The organism is Asticcacaulis sp. SL142, from assembly GCF_026625745.1.
Taxonomy (GTDB): domain Bacteria; phylum Pseudomonadota; class Alphaproteobacteria; order Caulobacterales; family Caulobacteraceae; genus Asticcacaulis.
Genome location: NZ_CP113061.1, coordinates 3,344,870 through 3,366,913, shown reverse-complemented (window position 1 = coordinate 3,366,913; position 22,044 = coordinate 3,344,870). Strand labels below are relative to the sequence as shown.

The window sequence follows — 22,044 nt, the reverse complement described above, 5'->3', positions numbered from 1 at the left end:
GTACTCTAACGGGGCAGCAGGGTTTGATTAACAAACCTTACCTTAACCCTCGTAAACTGATCATGACCAAACATGGTTAACGATCCGTTTGGAAGCCCAGAGCCCGCGCGGCATTTTTTGCCGCACACAAACCCGCCTCCGACCATGGGCAGATTCGCAATACGAATCCACAGCCCTGCGCAAACATAGGTATTTTAAGGGTTTCGAGAAAATCCACGCCCGTTAACCATCTTTGGCACAGCGATTGCACACCGATAAGAAACCGCCCTGCATTTATGGTTAACGGCTTTTAACAAACGAGTTCAGAGGAGCGCCACAAATGGATAATGCGAGCTACATCGCCCTGTCCCGTCAACTGACGCTGCGGCGTGAACTGGACATCACGGCCAACAACATCGCCAACATGAACACCAATGGCTATAAGTTCGAGCAATTACTGGTCGAAACTGAGCCCGGCCGCCCGGCCTTTAACGATCCGATCCGCACACCGGCCAACTTCGCCTATGATAAGGGCGTGGGCCGTGATTTTTCCCAAGGCACCTTTACCCAGACCGGGTCGCCCTATGACATGGCCCTGGACGGGGAAAACACCTTCTTTGCCATCAACGGCGCTGACGGTCCGCTCTATACCCGTAACGGCGCCTTTACCGTTAATCCGCAAGGGATTCTGGTGACCCAGAACGGCCTGTCGGTGCAGGGCGAAGGCGGTGCGGAGATACGCCTTGACCCGCAATATGGCGAACCCTCGATCTCGGCTGACGGCATTGTCTCCCAGCGCACGCCGGATGGTGCCCTTCGCGTGGGTAAGATTGGTGTCGTGCGCATCGCCACCCTAAGCGATCTCGAAAAAGCCGGTGACACCAGCTACCGCCTCAATAACCCGCAGGCCGCCACCCCGATCACCGAATCCGTGGTGCGTCAGGGTATGCTGGAATCGTCCAACGTCAATTCGGTGATGGAAATCACCAAACTGGTCGAAATCAACCGCGCCTATGCGTCTTTGGCCAGACTAATCGATCAAAATCAGGAACTTAATCGCACTGCGGTTGAACGTTTAGGGAAGGTAGCATGATGAGTATGCGCTCAGTTGCCCAAAACTTTCTTGAGAAAGAATATGGGGCTCGCCGCATAAGCGGCGGCGGCCCATTCTTCACTATTTTGGGCCCTTGCCAGATCGCTAACACGATCTGGAGTTCATTTATCCCCGTATCTGCGGAGTGTAATTCATGCGCGCTTTAAGAACCGCCACCACCGGCATGTCCGCCCAGCAGATGAACGTCGAAGTCATCTCCAACAACATCGCCAACATGAACACGGTCGGCTTCAAAAAACAACGCGCCGAGTTTCAGGACCTGCTCTACCAGAACGTCGAGCGCATGGGTGCCCAGTCGTCGGAAACCGGCACGGTCGTCCCGACCGGTATCCAGATCGGTAACGGCGTCAAGGCGGGGGCTACTTACCGCATTATGACGCAAGGCTCCCCGACCCGGACTGAGGGCACCTATGACCTGGCGATCGAGGGTAAGGGCTATTTCCAAATCCTGATGCCGTCGGGTGAGACCGCCTATACCCGCGCCGGGAATTTCAGCGTCAATGATCAGGGCCAGTTGGTCACCGACGACGGTTATCTGGTTCAGCCCGCCATCACTGTGCCGCAAGGGGTGCGCGATGTCGCCGTCTCCAAGACCGGTCAGGTGCAGGTCGTGCAGGACGGCGTGACCGAGCCAACCATCATTGGCCAGCTTGAAATCGCGACCTTCTTCAACGAAGCGGGCCTCGAAGCCATGGGCGATAACCTGTTCCTGGAGAGCGGCGCGTCGGGTGCGCCCAATATCTCAACGCCGGGCGATGTCGGTTATGGTACCTTGTTGCAGGGCTATATCGAAGCGTCCAACGTCGATGCCGTATCCGAAATCACCTCGCTGATCGTGGCCCAACGCGCCTATGAAATGAATTCAAAAGTCATCACCACAGCCGATGAAATGCTGTCGGTCGCCGGCCAGCTCAGGTCTTAAGGGTAACTGATCATGCGTAAGCTATTGTTATACCTTGCCTTTGCGGCAGCACCTACCTTGGCGATGGCCGACAATATGCTGGTGCTCAAGGCCGCGCCCAGCGACGGCGACGGGCGCATCACGCTGGGCGATGTGTTTGACTATGCTGACGGCGCGTCAGACGTGGTTTTGGGGGTGCGCTCAGGCGCCACGGCGGTTCTGGATGCCGCTCAGGTTCAGGCCATTGCCCGTCAAAGCGGCTTTTACTGGACCAACCCCAAGGGTTTACGCCGGATTATCGTCGCGCAAGGCCCGGATGGTTCTGCGCCTGCTCCGGTCGCGCACACCGTCAAAACCGCCGCGAAAGCCCCAGCGGGCAAGACCTCAGAGGCGCTTGTGTTTACCCGATCGCTCAATACCGGCGATGTGGTGCAGCCGTCAGACCTCTCTTACCAGCCGGTTCAGGCTCATCTGGCGGGGGCTAACGTCTCACCGCAGGATATTATCGGCAAATCCGCCCGCTATCCCTTGCGCGAAGGGGCGGTTGTGCGGGCATCTGACCTGTCCAACCCCGTCGTCGTCAAGAAATCTCAGTCCGTCAAGGTTGTCTGGTCGGTCGGCGGCATCAACCTGTCTATGACCGGCCTCGCCCAAAAAGACGGCGCGGCTGGCGATGTCATTTCGGTGCTGAACCCGACCTCGAAAAAGACCGTCGATGCCGTCATTACCGGCCCCGGCACCGCCGCGGCTGGTCCCGCTGCCTTACAGATGCGTGCCGCCAACCCGCAATATTATTCCGCCAGATAGGTCATTATCATGCGTAATCTCAAAGCCTTAGCCATCATTGCCCTCGCGGGCGCGTCACTCAGCGCCTGCTCGACCGTCACCGAAGCGGTCAAAGGGCCGGAACTGGCACCGATCGGTTACCCCGCCGCTCTGGTGCCGCAACAACAGGTGATCATGGTGCCGCAAGGTGAGCGCCCGGCCGCCTCCTCCAACAGTCTGTGGCGCGCCGGTGCACGCACTTTCTTTAACGATCAGCGCGCCCGTCATGTTGGCGATATTCTCACCGTGAGCATCGATATCAACGATTCCGCCCAGACCCAGAACACCACCGCCCGCTCCCGCGACAATGAATATTCCGCCGGGGTCGGCAGCTTCTTCGGGCTGGAGTCTTCGCTGGGGAAGATATTGCCTAACGGTTTTGACCCGGCCAATGCCCTGAGTTCGCAGGGATCAACCACATCGAACGGTTCCGGCACGATCAACCGCTCCGAAAAGGTCTCCCTGACCATCGCCGCGGTGGTTTCGGGTGTTATGCCGAACGGCAACCTGATCATCCAGGGCCGTCAGGAAGTGCGCACCAACCGCGAAGTGCGTGAACTAACCGTCGCAGGCATCGTACGGCCCGAAGATATCTCCTCGGCCAACACCATCAAGCACACCCAACTGGCCGAAGCGCGCATATCTTACGGCGGCAGAGGCGATGTCACCCGCATGCAGGGCGCACCGGCGTCTCAGGCTATTATGGAACGCTTCTCGCCGTTTTAAGCTTTACGTGCCTCGCATCACGTATAATTCCACGCATATTATGCGTATCCCCCTTTCCCTCACTGGCCAAAGGGCCTATATTGGAGGGGTCAGTTTCGGCTGACTATGGGGATAAACGTGCGTGTAATAAGCGATTTGGACCCGGGTGCAATTCCCGGCGGCTCCACCAAAACTTCAGACGTTATCATCTGGACATACGGGGCCGATCAGGATCGACAAGCGTGTAAAGACGTGGCTTTCTCTCGGTGTGGGCCTCCGCGATCGGCCTTATTGTAACTGCAAACGATAACTTTGCACAGGATGTTGCTGTCGCTGCGTAATGCGGTGCCGGTAATTCCGACCTAAACTCCTAGGGGTAGCCCCCTAGGCGGGGCCCGGAGGGCGCCTGGCAACAGAAGCCCTCCACTTCCCTCACTAAAATTTCGGACGCCTGGCAACAGAAGCCCGTCGTTTCCTCAGTGAAAATTTCGGACGCGGCAACAGAAGCCTGTCACTTTCCCCAAATTTAGCCCGCCCGCAGCGTCTTGAAGAAGCCGTCAACATAGTGACTGAGGCTTTCGGACTGCTCATTCAGCAGACGGGTCGCCTGATCGACCTTAACCGTGGCCTCGCCGGTGTCGCCCACGGCGGAATTGAGCGATTCCACATTGCCGGACAGTTCAGACGCACCATCAGACACGCTATGGATGCTGGCGGTGATTTCGTTGGTCGCCGTCGACTGTTCTTCCATCGCGGCGGCAATAGCCGTGGCGGTGGCTTCGACATCACCGATGGAGTCCACGATCCGGCCAATGGACTCAACCGCCTTGCCGGTCGATTGCTGAATGTCCTGAATCTGCTTGGCGATATCGGTTGTGGCCCGCGCGGTCTGATCGGCCAGTTGCTTGACTTCGGTCGCCACAACCGCAAAGCCTTTGCCGGCGTCACCGGCGCGGGCGGCTTCAATAGTGGCATTGAGCGCCAGAAGATTGGTCTGAGAGGCAATGCCCTGGATTAGTTGCAGGATTTCCCCGATCTTAAGCACCGAGGTCGAAAGGTGGCCCACTTCCTGGGATGAGGCCTCGGCCATCTGGGCGACCGTGCGGATGCCATGGGACGCGCCGTGGACCTGAGAGGCAATTTCCTGAATGGCCTTACTCATCTGTTCGGACGCCGAAGCCACGGACGATACATCCATGCTGGAGCGCTGGGCGATGCTGGCCACACTTTCGGAACTGCTTTGGGCGATAGTCACGACGGAACTCAGCACCTGAGAGGTGGTGCCGAGGTCATCGGTGCTGCGGTTGACGTTTTTGAGTATCTCATCCAGCCGGACTTCAAACTCACCAATCGCGGTTTCAATGACCGTGTTTTTACGGTTCAGCTCACCTATGATAGCGTCCTGATAGGTCGAAATGGCGATATCGAGATCAATGAACACCGCCTTATTGACGGCCACGAGTGCTGCGGCGGATTGCTTAGTATTGAAGCGGTAATGACCGACGATCAGTTCAACCAGGGCATCCGTAACATACTGATAGGCGGCAATGTACCAGCGCGGCTCAAGCCCGATGCGGAAGTGGGTATTACCGATGCGGTAAGAGCTTTCAAAATAGGCGTCGGAAAATCCGGAATTGAACAGGCCCTGCCAGTGGCGCTTTTGCGCGGCCTTAAGCGCCGGCTCGCGGTCACCGATCATCTTGCCCAGCCCTTCGTCGGTACGGACATGACGGTAAAAGCCGTCCAAAATCCGGTCAAGCTGCGGCTCAATAAACACCCATATTTTCTTGAGCGTGGCGATATCAGCGGGCTCGATACGCGCAAACGCCAGACGCTGGCGGGTGGTTTGGGTAGCAGCGTGTGTCATGTAAAGACCCTGTCGAAAATGCGGCGTATCTGTTGATCCGTTTTCAACCTGAAATGGTTAACAAAGATTTTCGTCAAACCCAGTTGCCATTTGTTTGCAATATCAGTTGGTTATATAGTGCCGCAAAATGCGACACACCACATAACAGCGTTCGGCAAGACGTGTGCGATGGGCAGTAATATCAATAATTAACCTCCTGTTTTTGCTAAAGTATAATTCAGGGAACCGCAGCTAAATATTCGAATATGTAATTTTTTCACAATCAGCGATTTTTTTTTTTGCGATCATAGTTCGTCTGAGGTCACCATTTGGCTCATGCCGGCCTGAAGGCGAAGAGAGAATCGGGTAAATCGTGGTGGCGCCGGTTCCCGCAAACCCGTTGAGGCCATGCGCATTTTTTTATCAGAATCACGCCAATTTGCTGTTTTGTTTACGCATGCCTGTGTTAAGTCTCAAACAGACCGTGAGACGGACTGCCAAGTTCTGTTTATCTGGCATTTCCCGATCATGGTGTAACCCGGTAGAGGCATCCGCTAGTAAAGGCATAAGAATGAGCGACGATCAGATCAGCATGGACCACATGGACTATGCAAACCTGACCCAGACGGCCCTGAGAGGCGTAATCCGCTCAGCGCTGACCCGCGCGACCACGCCCGAAGGCCTGCCCGGCGAACATCATTTCTATGTCACCTTCCTGACCCGTTTTGAGGGCGTTCAGGTGCCTGCCGATCTGCTGGCTAAGTATCCCCATGATATCACCATCGTGCTGCAACATCAGTTCCGCGACCTTAAGGTGCTGGAAAACCTGTTTACGGTGACCTTGAGCTTTGGCGGCGCGCCCAAGGTTTTGGTGGTGCCCTATACCGCGATCACGCGTTTTTATGACCCCAGCGTGCAGTTCATTCTCGAATTCGACGTCGTTGAAGGCGATGAAGACGAGGACGATCTAAGCCAAGATCTCAGCATCACGCCGATGGCCAACATCGATAAACCCGATCCCCTGCCCGAAGACGCTGGCCCGAAGGTCGTTTCCCTCGATCAGTTCCGGAAAAAATAGCCTCTATCCTTAAGTTAAAAAATAAAAATGCCCGCGCCTATGCCCTCTGGTTTTTTGCCCCGCCTTTCAAAAACCCCCGGCCTGTGCGGTGCGCTGGCAGGTCTGGTTTTCGGCCTGATGGGTCTACAGGCAACCGCGGCACCGCCGTCTGAAACCGCGCCGCCCCCTGCGGAAGCCTCGGCACCGCCAATTACTCCACCCGCTCAGGCTAAGCCTGCGCCGAAAGTGGCACCACGCCCCAAACCGGCCACAACGCCTGCACCAGACCTTCCCGTTGCCAGCGCAGTGCCCGCCAGTGCCGCCGATATCGAAGCCTTCACCGACAGCGTTATTCCCGCCCTGATGAAACGCGATCATGTGCTCGGCACGACCGTGGCCATTGTTCAGGGCGGCAAACCCCTGCTGATCAAGGGCTACGGCTATGACCGCCTGTCCCCGGCCCGCGCGACCAACGGCTATACCAGCCTGTTTCGCATAGGCTCGATCACCAAGACCTTCACCTGGATCGTGGCCCGACAGGAGATTGAGGCCGGGCGCATAAAGCTTGACGGCCCCATCGCCGATTACCTGCCGCCGGATATCTACCGTGAGGATCGCCGCTACAAGCCGCTGCGTATGCGCGACCTGATGGCCCACACCACTGGCTATGAGGACACCAGCCTTGGACACCTGTTCCAGCTTGACCCAACCCATCTTCAGGGCACCGATTCCTATCTGCGCCGTCATACGCCGATGCGGGTGCGCGATCGCGGCCAGTTCTCCAGCTATTCCAATTTCGGGGCGGCGTTGGCGGCCATGACGGTCGTGCAGACCTCAAAAGCGCGCGATGTCCCCGGCCTGATGGAAGCCCGCATCTTCAAGCCGCTCGGCCTTAATCACACGACCCTGCGTGAGCCCTACGATCCGCAGACCTCCTTAAGCGAACTGCCCACGCCGATGAGCCGCGATCTGGCGGCGAAGTTATCAAGCGGCTTTTTGTGGGACGGCGCCACCTGGCAGACTGAGCCCTTTGACCACAGCATCGCCATGTCCGGGGCGCTCGGGGCCTCATCAACCGCCGCCGATATGTCGCGCTACATGGCGCTGCTGCTCGGCAATGGCCAACTGGACGGCGTGCAGATATTTGGCCCGTCATCGGCCAATGCCTTCCGCAGTCCGCTGCTGAAACTGCCCAAGGGCTATAATGGCTGGGCGTCAGGCTTTGTGATGCGTGAGCATCCCTCCGGCGTTATGACCTATGGCCACGGTGGGGCTACCCTGTGGTTCAATGCCAATATGATTCTGGTGCCGGAACTGGATATCGGCATCTATGTCGCCGCCAACACCCAGACCGGTGAGGCCCTGACCGAAGCCTATCCCGACCTGCTGCTGGCGCACCTTAAGGGCGAAAGCCCGAACCCGGCGCCGCTTCGTCCTGGCAGCGACATGAGCTACGGCAGTCACCGCGCCTATTACGATGCCATTGCCGGTCAGTATGCCTCGACCCGCCGCGCCTACAGCGGCCTAGAAGGCGCTATCACCCGCCTGATCAATACGGTCGATGTGGATTTTGACACCAACGGCCGCATGATCCTGTCGTCCGGCGACGGCATGGCCGCCTATGTGCCGGCAGGCACCTCCGGCTTTTTCCTGCCCGAAGACCGCGGCAATTCCGGCACCGGCCTGAATTCCGGCAGCCTGCGGGTGGCGTTTAAGCCCGAAGGCGGTAAGGCGGTAGCCTTTGAGACCTCATCAAATATGACGCGCTATGAGCGCATCGGCTGGGTGCATAACCCGCAGACCCTGGGCGGCTTTACTAAGCTGGTGCTGGTCAGTTGCCTGGTCGTGCTGGTCGGTTTGACGCGCCAGCACCATCAGAACAATCCGACCGAAGCCCAGACGCGGGCGGCGTGGCTGTCCTATACCATTGCGTTTATGTGGCTGCTGGCCATCTGGGCGTTCAGCGACTGGCGGGCGGGGCTGGGGTCTGATCCGTCCAGTCTGTTTATCAACTGGCCGAGCGGCATGGTGCGCATGGCGTCAGGTCTGGCGTTTCTGGCCGCGCTTGGCACGGCACTACAGTTCGCCCTGATGTTCTGGGTGTGGCAGGACGCGCAATACTATACCGATGGCTGGAGCCTGACGCAGAAAATCGGCCACACAGCTCTGATGGCGTTCTGGGCGCTTTACAGCCTTGTCCTCGTCATGTGGGGCGCTCTGACCTGGTGGAGCTAATGAATTTCACATCAAAGTTGTTTGGCTAAAGCCAAAAATACTTTGATGTGGTTCATCAATATCGTCAAATTCAGACTAAATATTCAGACTTGGGGGGCAGCCCTGCATCTGAATTTGGCTTTATCTTTTCAACGCATAAACCTTGATATGAATCTGTTCGCGCTCGCCCTCATGGCGTTCGACCAAAAGCCGGGCCACCTGACTGTCGTCGTGAAACACAAAGCCTTTGATGGCATCCAGCAAAGCCTTGGCGAGATTATCGAGGTCCATCCACGGCGGATCGCCGATGTGCTCCATGCGGATCTCGACGCCGTAATCGCCATAAGCCGGACGCGCCCCTCTCCATTCTTTGCGGAAAAACTCATAGACCAGCGGCTTATAATAGCGCCCCTGCGTGGTGAGACCGTCGATCAGGATTTCAATCCCTTCCTCAGTCTCCCGCGCCCGCACTTTTCCCGAAGCGATCCAGCCATCTGCGTTCATCGCACAGCTCTTACCGGAACTGTGATGTCGCACACTGAAAAATCCGCACCGCGCTCATTCCGTTTCGCTTTGACATGCGCCGCGAACGCAGCCCCGGATACATCCATAACTTCAAGCTTGGGCCGCTCTGTTGCCGCTATATCCGCCAGCACCCTGACCCGCGTCATCGCATCCGGCGCTGTGGGCGGCTCTCCGGCGTTCAGGGCTTTCACGATCTCAAAACCAGACACCACGCGCCCGACGACGGTATAATCCCGATCCAACCGCGACACGTCCGACAGGGTAATATAAAGCTCACTATTGGCTGAGTTCTTGGGCTCATCATCGCGCCCCATACCGACCACACCCGCGCAGTGCGTCCCCCAGGCCCGAACGGTGCCGGTCTTGATATGATAGTCATCGGTCGAGGCAAACGGGGTCGCCCCAATAAAGCCGACCGCACCGGTCACAGGCCGCGCAGCGGTATAATGCGGCGTGGTTTTCAGATTAAATACGGACTCCAGCGCAAGGTTCGGCAGGTCGCTTTTGCCGCCATCCTTATTGTTGGGATTACCGGTTTGAACCACAAATTGCGGGATGACCCGGTGGAACAGCAGCCCGTCATAGAACCCGCGACGCGTTAGGGTCTTGATGCGTTCGGCCGCCTGTGGGGCCATTTCGGGCGACAGGGCGATAATCACTCGCCCTTTGGATGTATCGACCACCAGCGTATTGTCGGCATCGAGCGGCTTCCAGTCCGCGGCGTGTGCACCACTCGCCATTATCAGGGCGATTAAGCCCATCCCCCACATCTTCATACTCACGCCTTTTCCACAAAGCTGTCCATGACCTTTTTATCGCCCGTCTCAAAGCGCACAATCAGTTTGTTACCCTCGGTTTCCTTAACCTCGCCATAGCCGAACTTGACGTGGAAGACCCGCGTCCCCACTGGCAAGCCCTTGGACGGTTGCGGCTTGGCGGGGGCTGATGGCCGGTGGGGCCGCGATTCTAAACGGCTCATATCGACGCCCGATAGGTTGCCGCCAAACGCCTTAGGGTCTTCGCGCTTGGTGTAGTTGGGCTGATACCCGGCGCGATCCCAGCGCGATTCCTGCGAGGTCCAACCGGCCTGGGCGTAGCCGGTCTGGGACACGGCCTCGACATGCTCAATCGGCATTTCATCAATAAAGCGCGACGGCAGTTGCGAGGTCCAGCGGCCATAGACCTGCCGGTTAGCCACAAAACTGATGCGGGCCTCCTCACGAGCGCGGGTGATGCCGACATAGGCCAGCCGGCGCTCCTCCTCCAGCCCGCGCAGGCCGCTTTCGTCCATTGAGCGCTGCGACGGGAAGATGCCCTCTTCCCAGCCCGGCAGGTAGACCACCGGAAACTCCAGCCCCTTGGCGCCGTGCAGGGTCATGATCTTGACCGAATTGGCCCCGGCATCGCGCTCAAGCTCCATGACCAAAGCCACATGCTCCAGGTACGCGCCCAGATCCTCGAAATCGGCCATCGAATTGACCATTTCCTTGAGGTTATCCAGCCGCGATTGACCCGACACCTTATCGGCGCGGTGCATGTCATAATAGCTGGCATCGGTCAGGACGGTATCGAGCAGCATGTCATGCTTGATGGTCTTGGCCAGTTCACGCCAACGGTCATAGTCGCGCACAAAGGCTGTGAGGGGGTTGCGGGCGCGCGTCGGCAATTCATCAGTGTCGATCAGGTCGCGCACGGCGGCCATCACGCTTTGGCCCGCCAGCCGTGCCTGCATTAACAGCTTTTGCACCGTCGCATCGCCAATGCCGCGCTTAGGCACATTGATGATGCGCTCAAACGCCAGATCGTCGTCCGGGGACTGGATCAGCCTAAGATACGCAATCGCGTCACGGATTTCCGCCCGTTCGAAAAAGCGCGGCCCGCCGATGACCACATAGGGGATTTGCAGCATCAGGAAGCGTTCTTCAAAGGCCCGCATCTGAAACGACGCCCGCACCAGCACGGCCATGTCCTGATAGGCACGGCCGGATTTTTTCTGTTTTTCGATATCTTCCGACACCCACTGGGCCTCAGCCGCCGAATCCCAGATGCCCTGCACCAAGACTTTTTTACCCGCCTGATCTTCGGTCCACAGGGTCTTGCCCAGACGCGCGCTATTGGCCTTGATCAGCCCCGCAGCGGCCCCCAGGATGTGCTTAGTCGAGCGGTAGTTTCGCTCCAGCCTGATGACTTCGGCGCCCGGATAATCGCGCTCGAATTTCAGGATATTATCGACTTCCGCCCCGCGCCAGCCATAGATCGACTGATCGTCATCCCCGACGCAGCACAGGTTACGATCCGCATTGGTTAGTATCCGCAGCCACAGATACTGGGCGACATTGGTGTCCTGATATTCATCGACCAGAATGTACTTAAAGCGAGCGTGATACTGGGCCAGAACCTCATGATACTGCGTGAAAATCTTGAGGGTGTGGAGCAACAGATCGCCGAAATCGCAGGCATTGAGCACGCGCAGGCGATCCTGATATTCGGCGTATATCTCAGCGCCCTTGCCGAACGCGAAATCAGCACCTTCGTCACCTTTTTTGGCATCGTTCAGCTTGGCAACCTGATCCGGCAGCAGGCCCTTGTTCTTCCACTGATCAATGAAGTGCGCCAGGGTCTTGGGCGGAAAGCGCTTGGTGTCGATCCGGCGGCCTTCGATGATCTGTTTCAGCAGACGCACCTGATCATCGTCATCAAGGATGGTAAAGGTCGATTTCAGGCCCACCAGTTCGGCATGGCGGCGCAGAATCTGGGCGGCGATCGAATGGAACGTGCCCAGATTATAAAGTCCGGTTGCTGCGGGCCCGATCAGACGCTCGGCCCGTTCACGCATTTCGCGCGCCGCCTTATTGGTAAAGGTGACGCACAGGATCTCAGACGGTCGCGCCAACCCCTGACGCAAAATATGCGCGATCCGAGTCGTCAGCACGCGCGTCTTGCCTGTGCCCGCCCCCGCCAGCACCAGCACCGGCCCGGTCACCGTGCGCACAGCCTTAGACTGTTCGGGGTTGAGACCGCTCAGATAATCCGGCGCGGATACGCCAAGATGGCTTGATGCCTGAACGCTTATAGGGATTGCACTCATGTATGAACCATAGCTTAGGGCTCAGGAGACTTCCAAAGCCGATGCGGTAGAACAGACGCACCATAACAGCGCGCGAGTCACGTTTTGTTCGCATCATAAGCCGATTTTCAACCGCGATCCAAATCATATCGCCGTTTATGCCCACACAGCGCAAACCTTCCCTCATGTCAGTTTTTTTAAGAAACTAACATGAGGTAAAAAAGCGTTTGCAGATCAGGCTTTCTTTTTCTTCGCACCGCCCGCTTTAGCCTGCACAAAGGCAAGCGCCGACAACCGGCAAAATGATGCCAGAAGCGATTCACCGCGCCGGGAATCGAGGTCGGCAATCAAAGCCGCCAGACTAACCCTGCGCTCTTTGGACATATCCTCAAGCACCGTCCAGAACTCCGGCTCCAGCGCCACCGACGTGGCGTGTCCGGCAAGATTAACAGAGCGTTTTTTTAAACCAGGCATGAGGTTCCTCCAACTTCACGGCGTCTTTCCACGACAGCGTATGTTTTTTTAGGGTTTATACTGTACTTGGATGAGGTACATTTATTCATCATAATCCACGGTATTATAAGACCATTCCCGCAAAGGCTACTTAGAGGATGGCTTTTATTGTTTAACACTCGTCCTTTTTATTACCATCCGGTGTGCTTAGCAATCTCTGTTCCAGTTTTTTCGACTCTATATCTGCCTTTTTTATTTCAAGCTTTCTAATTTTGGTTGAAGTTCCAAATATTATACGGTTTTCAACCGCCTGTTTTTGCTTTTTAGCCTTGTTTTTCGCTTTTCGAGCTTTGCTTAGGCTTACAACATCTGACATGATAACTACTCTCATTACTACAAAGGCTTTAAAAACTGACTTTCGATCTGCGAATCAGAGCGCGATATCGGTTTTATACTTAAAAACGAAACCAGTTCATGTGACCATCTTACCGTCCGGCGGTATTTAAGCGCGGTTGCCGCATAGGCCTACCCCTTCGGCAACTCAGGCCTCAAGTAGATCGACAGACTACACTCAAACCTTGACTAATATTTTATACGTTTAATTATACGCTGCCGCCGTGACCGCATAAATGAAATTTAACGTGATTACGGCGGCCTTTACCCTATAGTCCCGGTATCCGGTGCCAACCGCCTTATCCCGCAGAGAGCCCCCTCATGAGATTACTACTTAACCTGCTCTGGTTCATCTTCGGCGGTTTCATCTGCGGCTGTTTGTGGCTGCTGGGCGGGTTCTTTCTGGCCATAACCATTGTCGGCCTGCCGTGGGCCTTTTCGGCCTGGCGCATTGCAGGCTTTGCCTTCTGGCCGTTCGGTAAGGAAATTGTTGACCGCGATGACCACACCGGCCGCACCGATATCGGCACCGGTGCCGTCGGGTTGTTTCTCAATATTATATGGTTCGTCTTTGCGGGCTGGTATATTGCGCTGGCTCACCTGATCACTGCGATTGGTGAGGCCATTACCATAATCGGCCTGCCGTTTGCGTTTAAGGATCTGCAACTGGCACAGCTTGCCCTGGCACCGGTCGGTAAAATGGTGGTTGAAAAACGCTGAGCGCTCGGCCAAAGTCCCTGCATTATAATATAGTTAGGGACAGTTCATGCCGATTGATCGCCGCCATATCTTAAGTGCAGGCCTTTTGGCGGCCCTGCCGCTGACCGTAAATTCTCAGACGCCCGCCGCGTTTCAGGACAGCACCGAAGTTATGCCCTTGTGGCCCAAGGATCCAGCAGGTGACCTCAATCCGGCCCGTCAGGAAGTCTCACCCCCGTCCGGCAACACCAAACGCTTTGTCACCGGAGTGTCTCAGCCGCGCCTGACCATCTATCGCCCGCAAAAGCCTAATGGCGCCGCCATGCTGGTCATTCCCGGCGGCGGCTACCGCTTTGTGTCAATTGATAACGAAGGCCATGAGATCGCCCGCTGGCTGGCGGCCCATGGGGTGGCGGCCTTTATCCTGACCTACCGCCTGCCCGCCGAAGGCTGGGCGACACCTCATCTGACACCGCTGGCCGATGCCCAACGGGCACTAAGGCTCATCCGCCATCACCATGCCAGCTACGGCATTGATCCGGACCGGACGGGGGTGATCGGCTTTAGCGCGGGGGGCCATCTGTGTGCGTCACTGGCGACCCTGTTTGACCATAAGGCTTATGACGCCGTCGATACTGCCGATAGTTTAAGCGCACGCCCCACCCTGTTTGCGCCCATCTACCCGGTGATTTCGATGGCAGCCGGTATCTCGCACGGCGGATCGCGCATCAACCTGTTGGGCGCGGCCCCGACTGAAGACATGGTAAATCAGTTTTCGACCGACAAACAGGTAAGCCCCGCCACCCCGCCCGCTTTCATCGCCCATAGCGAAGATGACGGCACAGTGCCGGTCGCCAATGCGCTTTTGCTACGGGAAGCGCTCAAAACCCACGGCATTAAGGTCGAAACCCATCTGTTTGCCGAAGGTGGCCACGGCTATGGCCTGAACTCCACCAAGGCCAAGTGGGGCGATCTGTTCTTAAGTTTTGCGCGTAGCAGAGGACTTTTTGCTTAAGTGTCAATGGCTTGTTCGCGATACAAACATTACAGAAAATTCATATTAACACATTGATTTTGTTTAATATATTAAATCGGCGTCATGACATCCATTTAATTTGAAACCAAACCATCCTTGCGCCATTTAGGGGTCAGTTCCGAAGCAAACCCGCTTCACTTTCGTACCTTAAATTTTTTGACGCGCATTTAATCCGAAAACCGCTTCACACTTTTCGGAATGCGCTCCCCAACCTCAAGGATGTTTAAAATGACCACCCCTATCTCTCCGTTTATCTTTTCGTTTGCCGCTCTGGCTCTTGCCTTTTCGCTGGTCACCATCAGCCCGCAACCAGCTTCTGAGCGCGCGCTTTACGGTGCCACCGCCACTGCTGACCGTAACGGCTAATCTCTGACCCTTGGGAGTGAACACGATGCGCACAGCCACCCTGACCGCCCTCTTTCTCGCTACGCCGATTGTGGCGGTCTGCGCCCTCAGCGCCCGCGCCGAAGCCGCCAACCAGCTTGAACTTAAACACATGGCCGCCCGCGTCATCGTCACTCCCGAAGACCGGACGGACATTGATCTTAAGGTCAAAAACAACCCTAACCTGCCGAAAATTACCGTCACTGTCAGAGGCGACAAGCTGATCGTCAGCGGGCAATTGGCTCATAAGATCAAGGGCTGCGGCCGCGATGTCAAAATCAGCGGTGTCGGCACTGTTCGCTATGATGATCTGCCAGTCATTCATGTCCGCACCCCGCGCGATGTGAAGCTGTCGGCGGCCAGCCCGACCTTTGGTGACATCGGCCAAAGCCGCACGCTTAAGCTGGCGCTGTCCGGTTGTGGATCGTGGCAGGCCGCACCCGTGGCGGGCAAGCTTAATCTGGCCAACTCCGGCTCCGGCGATATCAAGGTCGCCTCGGCCTCAGAGGCGGACATCGCGGGTTCCGGGTCCGGCCAGATTAAGGTCGGTGCCATCCGCGGTCGCACCCATGCCGTCAATGCCGGGTCTGGCGATCTCGATCTGGGTGATATCGGCGGAGACCTGTCGATCAAAACCTCTGGTTCCGGTAGCTCGACCATCAACCGGGTCAATGGCGATGTCGATATCGCCGGTGCCGGTTCAGGCAGTTTTACCCTCCGGGACGGCAATGCCCCGCGCGTCACCATCAGCCTGGCCGGATCGGGCGACGTGCAGTTTGGCGGCACGGCGGGCGATGTCGAAGCCTCCATCGCAGGCTCCGGCGATGTCCGCCTTGGCCGCGTCACCGGCAGCGTCAATAAGCGTGTGATCGGCTCAGGCTCAGTCCGCGTTGGGCCATAGTCAAAGCCCGAGCTTTTTGGCGGCGCAACCGGGTGCCCCTTAAGACTGTCAAACAAGGGTCGCATAGGTTTGTTAACGTCCACGGATAATATCCGGGGGGGCGCGGGCATATGGGCTTATCGAGGTTTTTCATTCTGCAACTGTGTCTGGTTCTGACACTGGCCAGCGCCGCCGCAGGCTATTATCTGCGCCCCGAATTTCTGTGGCCGCTGATTGTGCTGGCCCCGCTAAGCCTCATCGGGATCGGCGATCTTATACAGTCGTCTCACGCGATCCTGCGCAACTATCCGATTATCGGCCACTTTCGGTTTATCCTCGAAGCGCTCCGGCCCGAAATACGCCAGTATATGATAGAGGATGACCGCGATCCTCTGCCCTTTTCCCGTGAGCAGCGGGCTCTGGTTTATCGCCGCGCCAAGAATGTGTCAGACAAACAACCGTTCGGCACGATCCGCGATGTCAATGCCATAGGCTATGGCTGGATTTCCCATTCCATGCGGCCATCGAAAATCATAAATCCCGATTTTCGTATCCACATTGGCGGCCGTGACTGCCTTAAGCCCTATGCCGCCTCCGTCCTGAATATCTCCGGCACAAGTTTTGGCGCGGTATCCGCCAACGCCATCATGGCCTTCAATAAGGGGGCTAAGAAGGGCGGGTTTGCCCATAATACCGGCGAAGGGGCGATCTCGAAATACCACACCAAATATGGCGGAGATCTGATCTGGCAGATCGCCTCGGGCTATTTCGGCTGCCGCACCAAGGCGGGACGGTTCGACCCGGACATTTTTGCCAAAACCGCCGCCCTGGATCAGGTCAAGATGATCGAACTCAAGCTCAGTCAGGGCGCCAAACCCGGCCACGGCGGGGTTCTGCCCAAAAACAAGATCACCGCAGAAATCGCCCGCACCCGTCTGATCGACCGCACAAAAGACTGCGTATCGCCGGCGGCCCATCCGGAATTTGCGACCCCGCGTGAGATGATGCGCTTTATCGCTTACCTAAGGGATCTGTCCGGCGGCAAGCCCGTGGGCCTCAAACTGGCCGTCGGTCACCGGTCTGAGTTTCTGGCCCTGGTCAAGGCGATGCTGGCCACCGGCGTTATGCCTGACTTTATAACGATCGACGGCGGCGAAGGCGGCACCGGCGCGGCGCCCGTGGAGTTGGCCAACCATGTCGGCCTGCCGCTGGTCGAGGGTCTGAGCTTTGTTCACAATGCTTTAGTCGGGGCGGGCCTGCGTGATCAGGTCCGGATTGGCGCATCGGGTAAGATTGTCTCGGCCTTTGACTTTTGCCGGGCCCACGCTCTGGGGGCGGATTTTGTCATGTCGGCGCGCGCCTTTATGTTCGCCGCGGGCTGTATTCAGGCCCGGTCATGTCACACGAACCACTGCCCTACAGGGGTCGCCACCCAATCAAAGCTCCGCCAGCGGGCACTGGTGGTCTCGGATAAGGCCCCAAGAGTCGAAAATTACCATCGCAATACGCTCAAGGCCCTGGCTCAGATGCTGGAAGCCGCCGGACTGAACCATCCGCGTGAGCTCAAGCCCTGGCACCTGCATGTGCGCGCCACAACTGGAGAAGTGGTGCGCGGCGATGTCGCCTATCACCATGTCGAACCGGGATCGCTGCTAAACGGAACCGCGCGCGAGTGGCTGATGAAGCAATGGCACCGTGCCCAGATCGACAGCTTCGATCCGGTCGATGAGGCCACGGTTGAGACCTTGATGGCTTAACCGGCATCCGATTTGACCAGATCAAGCTGGGTCTCGATGGCGCGCTTGCAGGCGATCGGATCGGCCATCGGCCCAAACTTGGTGGCCGATGAGCCGGTGCCGGTGACGGTCACCGTGCCGTAGTTGAGCAGCCGGCCCAGAAAGCTTTGATAGACATGGATCGACTCGACCTTGGACAATCTTTGTTCGCTGGTCGTGCGGCTAAGCAGGCCGAACTTTGAAATCACCCGCCGGTCGGTCAGCACAAAGTCGGAATTATAGTAATAGATCAGTGCCTTGATCAGGCTCTGCACCCCGATCAAAATGGCGATCAATATAACGATGTGGGTGAAGGACAAGGCGCTTAACCACCCCAGCGCCTGCGTCGCCCGCTCATCGGCCAGATTTTCGCTTAAATCACCGACAATGAGCACCCCGATAAACGTCCAGACAATGGCCAGAAATACCGCCGTGCCGATCCATTTGGTGAACGGTTCCAGAAACACCGCCCAGTGCACCTTGGCGTCATACAGAATGGGTTCCCCCGCACTCAAAGCCGTATCGACATACCGCGCCATATCATCCCCCAAAGAAAAGGCTATGCTCCCTTTCGGAACATAGCCCTTTTCCCGCCTAATTGTACAGAGCGCCTCTTAACCCGGCGAGACCATGTTTTCAGGGCGGACGAACTGGTCAAATTCTTCGTTGGTCAGGTAGCCGCCGCCGACGGCTTCTTCGCGCAGGGTCGTGCCGTTTTTGTGGGCGGTCTTAGCGATCTTGGCGCAAGCATCGTAGCCGAGTTTGCCATTCAGCGCCGTGACCAGCATCAGTGAGTTTTCAACGCCCTTTTTGATGTTGTCGATGCGCGGCTCAATGCCGACCACGCAGTTATCAGTGAACGACACCGCCGCATCGGCCAGCAGACGCACGCTTTGCAGGAAATTATAGGCCATGACCGGATTATAGACGTTGAGTTCAAAATGGCCTTGCGAACCGGCGAACGTCAAGGCGGCATTGTTGCCAAAGATCTGCACGCACACCTGCGTCATCGCTTCGCACTGGGTCGGGTTGACCTTGCCCGGCATGATCGACGACCCCGGCTCATTTTCCGGCAGTGCCAGTTCGCCTAAGCCTGCGCGCGGGCCGGAGCCTAAGAAGCGGATATCGTTGGCGATTTTAAACAGGGATGCCGCGACCGTATTGATGGCGCCGTGGCTGAACACCATCGCGTCATGCGCCGCCAGAGCCTCAAACTTGTTCGGCGCGGTCGTGAAGCCAAGGCCAGTAATAGCGGCGATCCGGTCAGCCACGCCCTCGGCAAATCCGATCGGGGCATTGAGGCCGGTTCCGACCGCGGTGCCACCCTGGGCCAGTTGCATCAGCTTGGGCAGGGTTTGCGAAATGCGCTCAATGCCGTTGGTCAGTTGCTGGGTGTAGCCGCCGAACTCCTGCCCCAAGGTCAGCGGAGTCGCGTCCTGAGTGTGAGTACGGCCGATCTTGATAATGTCTTTCCAGGCCTCAGCCTTATCGTTCAGGGCATTGCGCAGGGTCTGAAGCGCCGGCAGCAGGCGGTGGACGATCTCTTCGGCACAGGCCACATGCATGGCGGTCGGATAGGTATCGTTCGACGATTGCGACATGTTGACGTGGTCATTGGGGTGGACGGGCTTTTTGGTGCCCATCTCGCCGCCCAGCATTTCAATGGCGCGGTTGGAGATGACTTCGTTGGCGTTCATGTTCGACTGGGTACCCGACCCCGTCTGCCACACCACCAGCGGAAAATGCTCATCGAGCTTACCCTCGATCACTTCGTTGGCGGCAGCAATCACGGCATTGCCGATAGCCGGATCAAGCTTGCCCAGCGCCATATTGGTCTCCGCCGCCGCACGCTTAACAATCCCTAACGCCCGCACCACCGGCAAAGGTTGCTTTTCCCAACCGATCTTGAAGTTGCCAAGCGAGCGCTGGGCCTGAGCGCCCCAGTATTTCGAATTATCAACCTCGATCGGGCCAAAGGTATCGGTCTCGGTGCGGGTGGTTTTGGTCATCTTGGGGGCCTCTTGAACGGTTGGGTCGGGGGTCGCGGGCGTGGCTACGGGCGGCGGTTCAGCCTCAAATGTCTTGGTTGCTGGTTTTTGGGGCGGCTTATTCGATGTTTTCGATCCGAACAGCCCGCCAAACAAGCCCTTGCCCATAGTTCGCACTCCGCAAAAAACACGGAATTTGTCCTATGACCTCAGCCGCATAAGTGCAAACCCTTTGTGCCTTTTTCGCGAATTATTCACGCAGACACCCTTGGCCAATCAGGGCGCTACGCACCGCCTGATCCAGCGGGGTGTGCGGTTCTGCGCCCAAAGCCGCCACCAACCGGTCATTCGACATATAGACCGGCACCTTCCACAGGTAGCGCATTTCGCGTAGCTCCCGAAACATCACCACAAACGGCACCAATAGCTTCATCAGCTTCCACGGAAACTTTTTGACCGGCAGGTTAGGCTTACCCACCACACGACGGATGGCGGCAATCATCTGCGTGCCATCCGCATCCCAATGGCCTTTCATATGAAAGACCGAAAAGGGTTCCAGCGCGTCAGTTTCAATCAAGCGCATGACCGTTTCGGCCATATCCGGAAGGTAGGTCCACTGATGACCGACACCCTTTTTGCCGGGATAGGTGATGGCGGTGACCGGCGCACCCGGCTTCGCCATCGCCTGGGCGAACCAGCTATTGCCGGCGCTCGGCCCAAAGAAATCCCCGGCCCGCACGATCAGCACCTTGAGGCCGTGCTGACTGGCCATTCGCAAACGCCGCTCCATCTCGGCGCGGATTTTGCCCTTGGCCGTGATGGGGTTCTGCGTTGAAGTTTCAAGAATATTGGGCAGGACATCAGGGCCGAAATTATAGACCGTCCCCGGCAAAATTATCCGCGCCCCCGTGGCACGGGCAGCCTCAATGGTGTTGTCGATCATCGGCAAGACCAGCTTGCCCCAGTTTTTATAGCCCGGTGGATTAACGGCATGGACAATAACGGCCACACCTTGCGCCGCCGCCCTGACATCACTAGCGATCATGGCATCGCCTTTGATCCAGTCGATACCTTCGTCTTTGCCTGAACGCGTCCGGTGCAGCGCCCGAACCTGCCAGCCGCGGGCCAGTAAGGTGCGGGCCATTTCCCCACCGATACCGCCGGTGGCACCCAATACCAAGGCTATGTTTTGCGTGGTCATCGTGATCTCTCCATGTTTGATAGCGCCACTATGACGGGTTTAACGAATCAATAAAATTGCATGATTATGTGCTTATGCTATACATTTTTGCATGGACATAAGCTGGGACATCTACCGCACCTTTTTAAGCGTGCTGACCGAGGGGTCGCTATCGGGGGCCGCCCGCGCACTGGGGTTGGCCCAACCGACGGTCGGGCGGCATATGGATGCTTTGGAAGACGCGGTAGGTTATCAATTGTTCACCCGCTCTCAGCACGGCCTGACCCCGACCGAAGCGGCGCGCACGCTGGAACCCTATGCGGTGGCCATGCTGTCCTCGGCGGCCGCTTTGAAACGGGCGGCTTCAGCCCAGGGTGACACCCTGTCGGGCACGGTACGCATCTCGGCCAGCGAGATAATAGGCGTCCGCGTGCTGCCCCCGATATTGTCTGATCTGCATCATCGCCACCAAGACATTGCCATTGAGCTATCGCTATCCAATGCGCCCGCCGATATGTTGAGACGTGACGCCGATATTGCCGTACGCATGTTTGAGCCAAAGCAAGAGGCGTTGGTGGTGCAAAAGGTCGGCATCATTACGCTTGGCCTTTATGCCCGCGCAGACTATCTGGAACGCTACGGCACGCCTCTGACGGCACGCGACCTTAGAGACCACAGCACGGTCGGCTATGATACTGAAACGGCGGCCATCCGCGCTATGAAACAGCGCCTGCCCGATCTCGACATCGACTTTACCTTCCGCTCAGACAGCGATGTGGCGCAACTCTCGATGATCGAAGCGGGTTTTGGCATCGGCTTTTGCCAGACAGGCCTTGCCTATCACTCAGGTCTTGTGCGGGTCGTACCGGGCCTTACCCTGACATTGCCAACCTATGTGGTCATGCACGAAAACCTGAAATCGACGCCGCGTTGCCGGGTCATGTTCGATGCGCTGGTTGATGGCCTTAAAACCTATGCGGCCAATAGCTGAAAAATACAGGCTTCAGGCTTGACCCTGCCGAA

At 57.3% G+C, this 22,044-nt stretch carries 21 protein-coding genes and 1 other RNA gene; 13 read left to right on the top strand and 9 right to left on the bottom strand.

All coding sequences use genetic code 11. The features are described from left to right. The first annotated feature begins 319 nt into the window (after positions 1-319). From flgF to ssrA, 5 genes are all read left to right on the top strand, one after another. Positions 320-1,072, top strand: coding sequence for a flagellar basal-body rod protein FlgF (gene flgF, locus OVA03_RS15345; RefSeq protein WP_267525904.1), 753 nt, complete (start codon positions 320-322; stop codon positions 1,070-1,072). Positions 1,073-1,226: 154 nt separating this feature from the next. Then, complete coding sequence (flgG, locus tag OVA03_RS15340; RefSeq protein WP_267525903.1) at positions 1,227-2,015, top strand: flagellar basal-body rod protein FlgG; 789 nt, start codon at positions 1,227-1,229, stop codon at positions 2,013-2,015. Between the two features lie 12 nt (positions 2,016-2,027). Continuing rightward, on the top strand, positions 2,028-2,801 hold the full coding sequence (gene flgA / locus OVA03_RS15335; RefSeq protein ID WP_267525902.1) for a flagellar basal body P-ring formation chaperone FlgA: 774 nt from the start codon (positions 2,028-2,030) through the stop codon (positions 2,799-2,801). A 9-nt stretch (positions 2,802-2,810) separates the two neighbouring features. After that, positions 2,811-3,545 carry a flagellar basal body L-ring protein FlgH gene (gene flgH, locus OVA03_RS15330; protein ID WP_267525901.1) on the top strand — a complete coding sequence of 245 codons (735 nt, stop codon included), beginning with the start codon at positions 2,811-2,813 and terminating at the stop codon, positions 3,543-3,545. Between the two features lie 49 nt (positions 3,546-3,594). Beyond that, positions 3,595-3,952, top strand: a transfer-messenger RNA (tmRNA) gene (gene ssrA / locus OVA03_RS15325). Between the two features lie 98 nt (positions 3,953-4,050). Here ssrA and OVA03_RS15320 read toward each other — a convergent pair. Continuing rightward, positions 4,051-5,391 carry a globin-coupled sensor protein gene (locus OVA03_RS15320; RefSeq protein ID WP_267525900.1) on the bottom strand — a complete coding sequence of 447 codons (1,341 nt, stop codon included), beginning with the start codon at positions 5,389-5,391 and terminating at the stop codon, positions 4,051-4,053. Positions 5,392-5,941: 550 nt separating this feature from the next. Here OVA03_RS15320 and OVA03_RS15315 point away from each other — a divergent pair. Next, positions 5,942-6,448, top strand: coding sequence for an SspB family protein (locus OVA03_RS15315; RefSeq protein WP_267525899.1), 507 nt, complete (start codon positions 5,942-5,944; stop codon positions 6,446-6,448). Between the two features lie 39 nt (positions 6,449-6,487). Then, positions 6,488-8,662 carry a serine hydrolase domain-containing protein gene (locus OVA03_RS15310; protein WP_267525898.1) on the top strand — a complete coding sequence of 725 codons (2,175 nt, stop codon included), beginning with the start codon at positions 6,488-6,490 and terminating at the stop codon, positions 8,660-8,662. Between the two features lie 120 nt (positions 8,663-8,782). On the opposite strand, the gene OVA03_RS15305 is transcribed toward OVA03_RS15310, so the two are convergent. The 5 genes from OVA03_RS15305 to OVA03_RS15285 all read right to left on the bottom strand — a co-directional run bounded on the left by OVA03_RS15305 (position 8,783) and on the right by OVA03_RS15285 (position 13,062). Continuing rightward, the gene (locus OVA03_RS15305) at positions 8,783-9,145 is read right to left on the bottom strand and encodes a RusA family crossover junction endodeoxyribonuclease (protein WP_267525897.1); all 363 of its coding nucleotides are present in this window, start codon (positions 9,143-9,145) and stop codon (positions 8,783-8,785) included. Next, entirely contained in the window at positions 9,142-9,942 is an 801-nt protein-coding gene (locus tag OVA03_RS15300; protein WP_267525896.1) for a peptidylprolyl isomerase, read from the bottom strand. Before OVA03_RS15300 ends, OVA03_RS15305 begins: the two co-directional genes overlap by 4 nt. Before the next feature lie 2 nt (positions 9,943-9,944). Further along, the gene (locus OVA03_RS15295) at positions 9,945-12,254 is read right to left on the bottom strand and encodes an ATP-dependent helicase (protein WP_267525895.1); all 2,310 of its coding nucleotides are present in this window, start codon (positions 12,252-12,254) and stop codon (positions 9,945-9,947) included. A 213-nt stretch (positions 12,255-12,467) separates the two neighbouring features. Further along, positions 12,468-12,707, bottom strand: a complete 240-nt coding sequence (locus OVA03_RS15290) for a ribbon-helix-helix domain-containing protein (RefSeq protein WP_189486289.1) — start codon at positions 12,705-12,707, stop codon at positions 12,468-12,470. A 151-nt stretch (positions 12,708-12,858) separates the two neighbouring features. Next, positions 12,859-13,062 (bottom strand): DUF4169 family protein, encoded by a 204-nt coding sequence (locus tag OVA03_RS15285; protein ID WP_267525894.1) that lies wholly within the window; start codon positions 13,060-13,062, stop codon positions 12,859-12,861. A gap of 338 nt (positions 13,063-13,400) precedes the next feature. On the opposite strand from OVA03_RS15285, the gene OVA03_RS15280 reads away from it, so the two are divergent. The 5 genes from OVA03_RS15280 to OVA03_RS15260 all read left to right on the top strand — a co-directional run bounded on the left by OVA03_RS15280 (position 13,401) and on the right by OVA03_RS15260 (position 17,835). Further along, positions 13,401-13,799 (top strand): YccF domain-containing protein, encoded by a 399-nt coding sequence (locus tag OVA03_RS15280; RefSeq protein WP_267525893.1) that lies wholly within the window; start codon positions 13,401-13,403, stop codon positions 13,797-13,799. Positions 13,800-13,845: 46 nt separating this feature from the next. Further along, on the top strand, positions 13,846-14,793 hold the full coding sequence (locus OVA03_RS15275) for an alpha/beta hydrolase (RefSeq protein ID WP_267525892.1): 948 nt from the start codon (positions 13,846-13,848) through the stop codon (positions 14,791-14,793). Between the two features lie 249 nt (positions 14,794-15,042). Continuing rightward, on the top strand, positions 15,043-15,180 hold the full coding sequence (locus OVA03_RS15270) for a hypothetical protein (protein ID WP_267525891.1): 138 nt from the start codon (positions 15,043-15,045) through the stop codon (positions 15,178-15,180). A gap of 25 nt (positions 15,181-15,205) precedes the next feature. After that, the gene (locus tag OVA03_RS15265; protein ID WP_267525890.1) at positions 15,206-16,099 is read left to right on the top strand and encodes a GIN domain-containing protein; all 894 of its coding nucleotides are present in this window, start codon (positions 15,206-15,208) and stop codon (positions 16,097-16,099) included. 110 nt (positions 16,100-16,209) lie between these two features. Continuing rightward, positions 16,210-17,835 carry an FMN-binding glutamate synthase family protein gene (locus tag OVA03_RS15260; RefSeq protein WP_267525889.1) on the top strand — a complete coding sequence of 542 codons (1,626 nt, stop codon included), beginning with the start codon at positions 16,210-16,212 and terminating at the stop codon, positions 17,833-17,835. Here the strand turns inward: OVA03_RS15260 and OVA03_RS15255 are convergent. The 3 genes from OVA03_RS15255 to OVA03_RS15245 form a co-directional block, all read right to left on the bottom strand. Next, positions 17,832-18,392, bottom strand: a complete 561-nt coding sequence (locus OVA03_RS15255) for a PH domain-containing protein (RefSeq protein ID WP_267525888.1) — start codon at positions 18,390-18,392, stop codon at positions 17,832-17,834. The two genes, OVA03_RS15260 and OVA03_RS15255, sit on opposite strands and share 4 nt — an antisense overlap. A 75-nt stretch (positions 18,393-18,467) precedes the next feature. Beyond that, complete coding sequence (fumC, locus tag OVA03_RS15250; RefSeq protein WP_267527739.1) at positions 18,468-19,862, bottom strand: class II fumarate hydratase; 1,395 nt, start codon at positions 19,860-19,862, stop codon at positions 18,468-18,470. 229 nt (positions 19,863-20,091) lie between these two features. Next, positions 20,092-21,042, bottom strand: coding sequence for an SDR family oxidoreductase (locus tag OVA03_RS15245; protein WP_267525887.1), 951 nt, complete (start codon positions 21,040-21,042; stop codon positions 20,092-20,094). A 91-nt stretch (positions 21,043-21,133) separates the two neighbouring features. Between OVA03_RS15245 and OVA03_RS15240 the strand changes: the two genes are divergently transcribed. After that, positions 21,134-22,012, top strand: coding sequence for a LysR family transcriptional regulator (locus tag OVA03_RS15240; RefSeq protein ID WP_267525886.1), 879 nt, complete (start codon positions 21,134-21,136; stop codon positions 22,010-22,012). Positions 22,013-22,044 lie beyond the last annotated feature (32 nt).

Excerpts from the sequence above, each read along its gene's own strand:
- OVA03_RS15295 (WP_267525895.1), bottom strand. The coding sequence starts at position 12,254 with ATGAGTGCAATCCCTATAAGCGTTCAGGCATCAAGCCATCTTGGCGTA.
- OVA03_RS15315 (WP_267525899.1), top strand. The coding sequence starts at position 5,942 with ATGAGCGACGATCAGATCAGCATGGACCACATGGACTATGCAAACCTG.
- flgF (WP_267525904.1), top strand. The coding sequence starts at position 320 with ATGGATAATGCGAGCTACATCGCCCTGTCCCGTCAACTGACGCTGCGG.
- OVA03_RS15305 (WP_267525897.1), bottom strand. The coding sequence starts at position 9,145 with ATGAACGCAGATGGCTGGATCGCTTCGGGAAAAGTGCGGGCGCGGGAG.
- OVA03_RS15285 (WP_267525894.1), bottom strand. The coding sequence starts at position 13,062 with ATGTCAGATGTTGTAAGCCTAAGCAAAGCTCGAAAAGCGAAAAACAAG.
- OVA03_RS15310 (WP_267525898.1), top strand. The coding sequence starts at position 6,488 with ATGCCCTCTGGTTTTTTGCCCCGCCTTTCAAAAACCCCCGGCCTGTGC.
- OVA03_RS15240 (WP_267525886.1), top strand. The coding sequence starts at position 21,134 with ATGGACATAAGCTGGGACATCTACCGCACCTTTTTAAGCGTGCTGACC.
- fumC (WP_267527739.1), bottom strand. The coding sequence starts at position 19,862 with ATGACCAAAACCACCCGCACCGAGACCGATACCTTTGGCCCGATCGAG.
- flgA (WP_267525902.1), top strand. The coding sequence starts at position 2,028 with ATGCGTAAGCTATTGTTATACCTTGCCTTTGCGGCAGCACCTACCTTG.
- OVA03_RS15270 (WP_267525891.1), top strand. The coding sequence starts at position 15,043 with ATGACCACCCCTATCTCTCCGTTTATCTTTTCGTTTGCCGCTCTGGCT.
- OVA03_RS15245 (WP_267525887.1), bottom strand. The coding sequence starts at position 21,042 with ATGACCACGCAAAACATAGCCTTGGTATTGGGTGCCACCGGCGGTATC.
- flgG (WP_267525903.1), top strand. The coding sequence starts at position 1,227 with ATGCGCGCTTTAAGAACCGCCACCACCGGCATGTCCGCCCAGCAGATG.
- OVA03_RS15290 (WP_189486289.1), bottom strand. The coding sequence starts at position 12,707 with ATGCCTGGTTTAAAAAAACGCTCTGTTAATCTTGCCGGACACGCCACG.
- OVA03_RS15275 (WP_267525892.1), top strand. The coding sequence starts at position 13,846 with ATGCCGATTGATCGCCGCCATATCTTAAGTGCAGGCCTTTTGGCGGCC.
- OVA03_RS15255 (WP_267525888.1), bottom strand. The coding sequence starts at position 18,392 with ATGGCGCGGTATGTCGATACGGCTTTGAGTGCGGGGGAACCCATTCTG.
- OVA03_RS15300 (WP_267525896.1), bottom strand. The coding sequence starts at position 9,942 with ATGAAGATGTGGGGGATGGGCTTAATCGCCCTGATAATGGCGAGTGGT.
- OVA03_RS15320 (WP_267525900.1), bottom strand. The coding sequence starts at position 5,391 with ATGACACACGCTGCTACCCAAACCACCCGCCAGCGTCTGGCGTTTGCG.
- OVA03_RS15265 (WP_267525890.1), top strand. The coding sequence starts at position 15,206 with ATGCGCACAGCCACCCTGACCGCCCTCTTTCTCGCTACGCCGATTGTG.
- OVA03_RS15280 (WP_267525893.1), top strand. The coding sequence starts at position 13,401 with ATGAGATTACTACTTAACCTGCTCTGGTTCATCTTCGGCGGTTTCATC.
- OVA03_RS15260 (WP_267525889.1), top strand. The coding sequence starts at position 16,210 with ATGGGCTTATCGAGGTTTTTCATTCTGCAACTGTGTCTGGTTCTGACA.
- flgH (WP_267525901.1), top strand. The coding sequence starts at position 2,811 with ATGCGTAATCTCAAAGCCTTAGCCATCATTGCCCTCGCGGGCGCGTCA.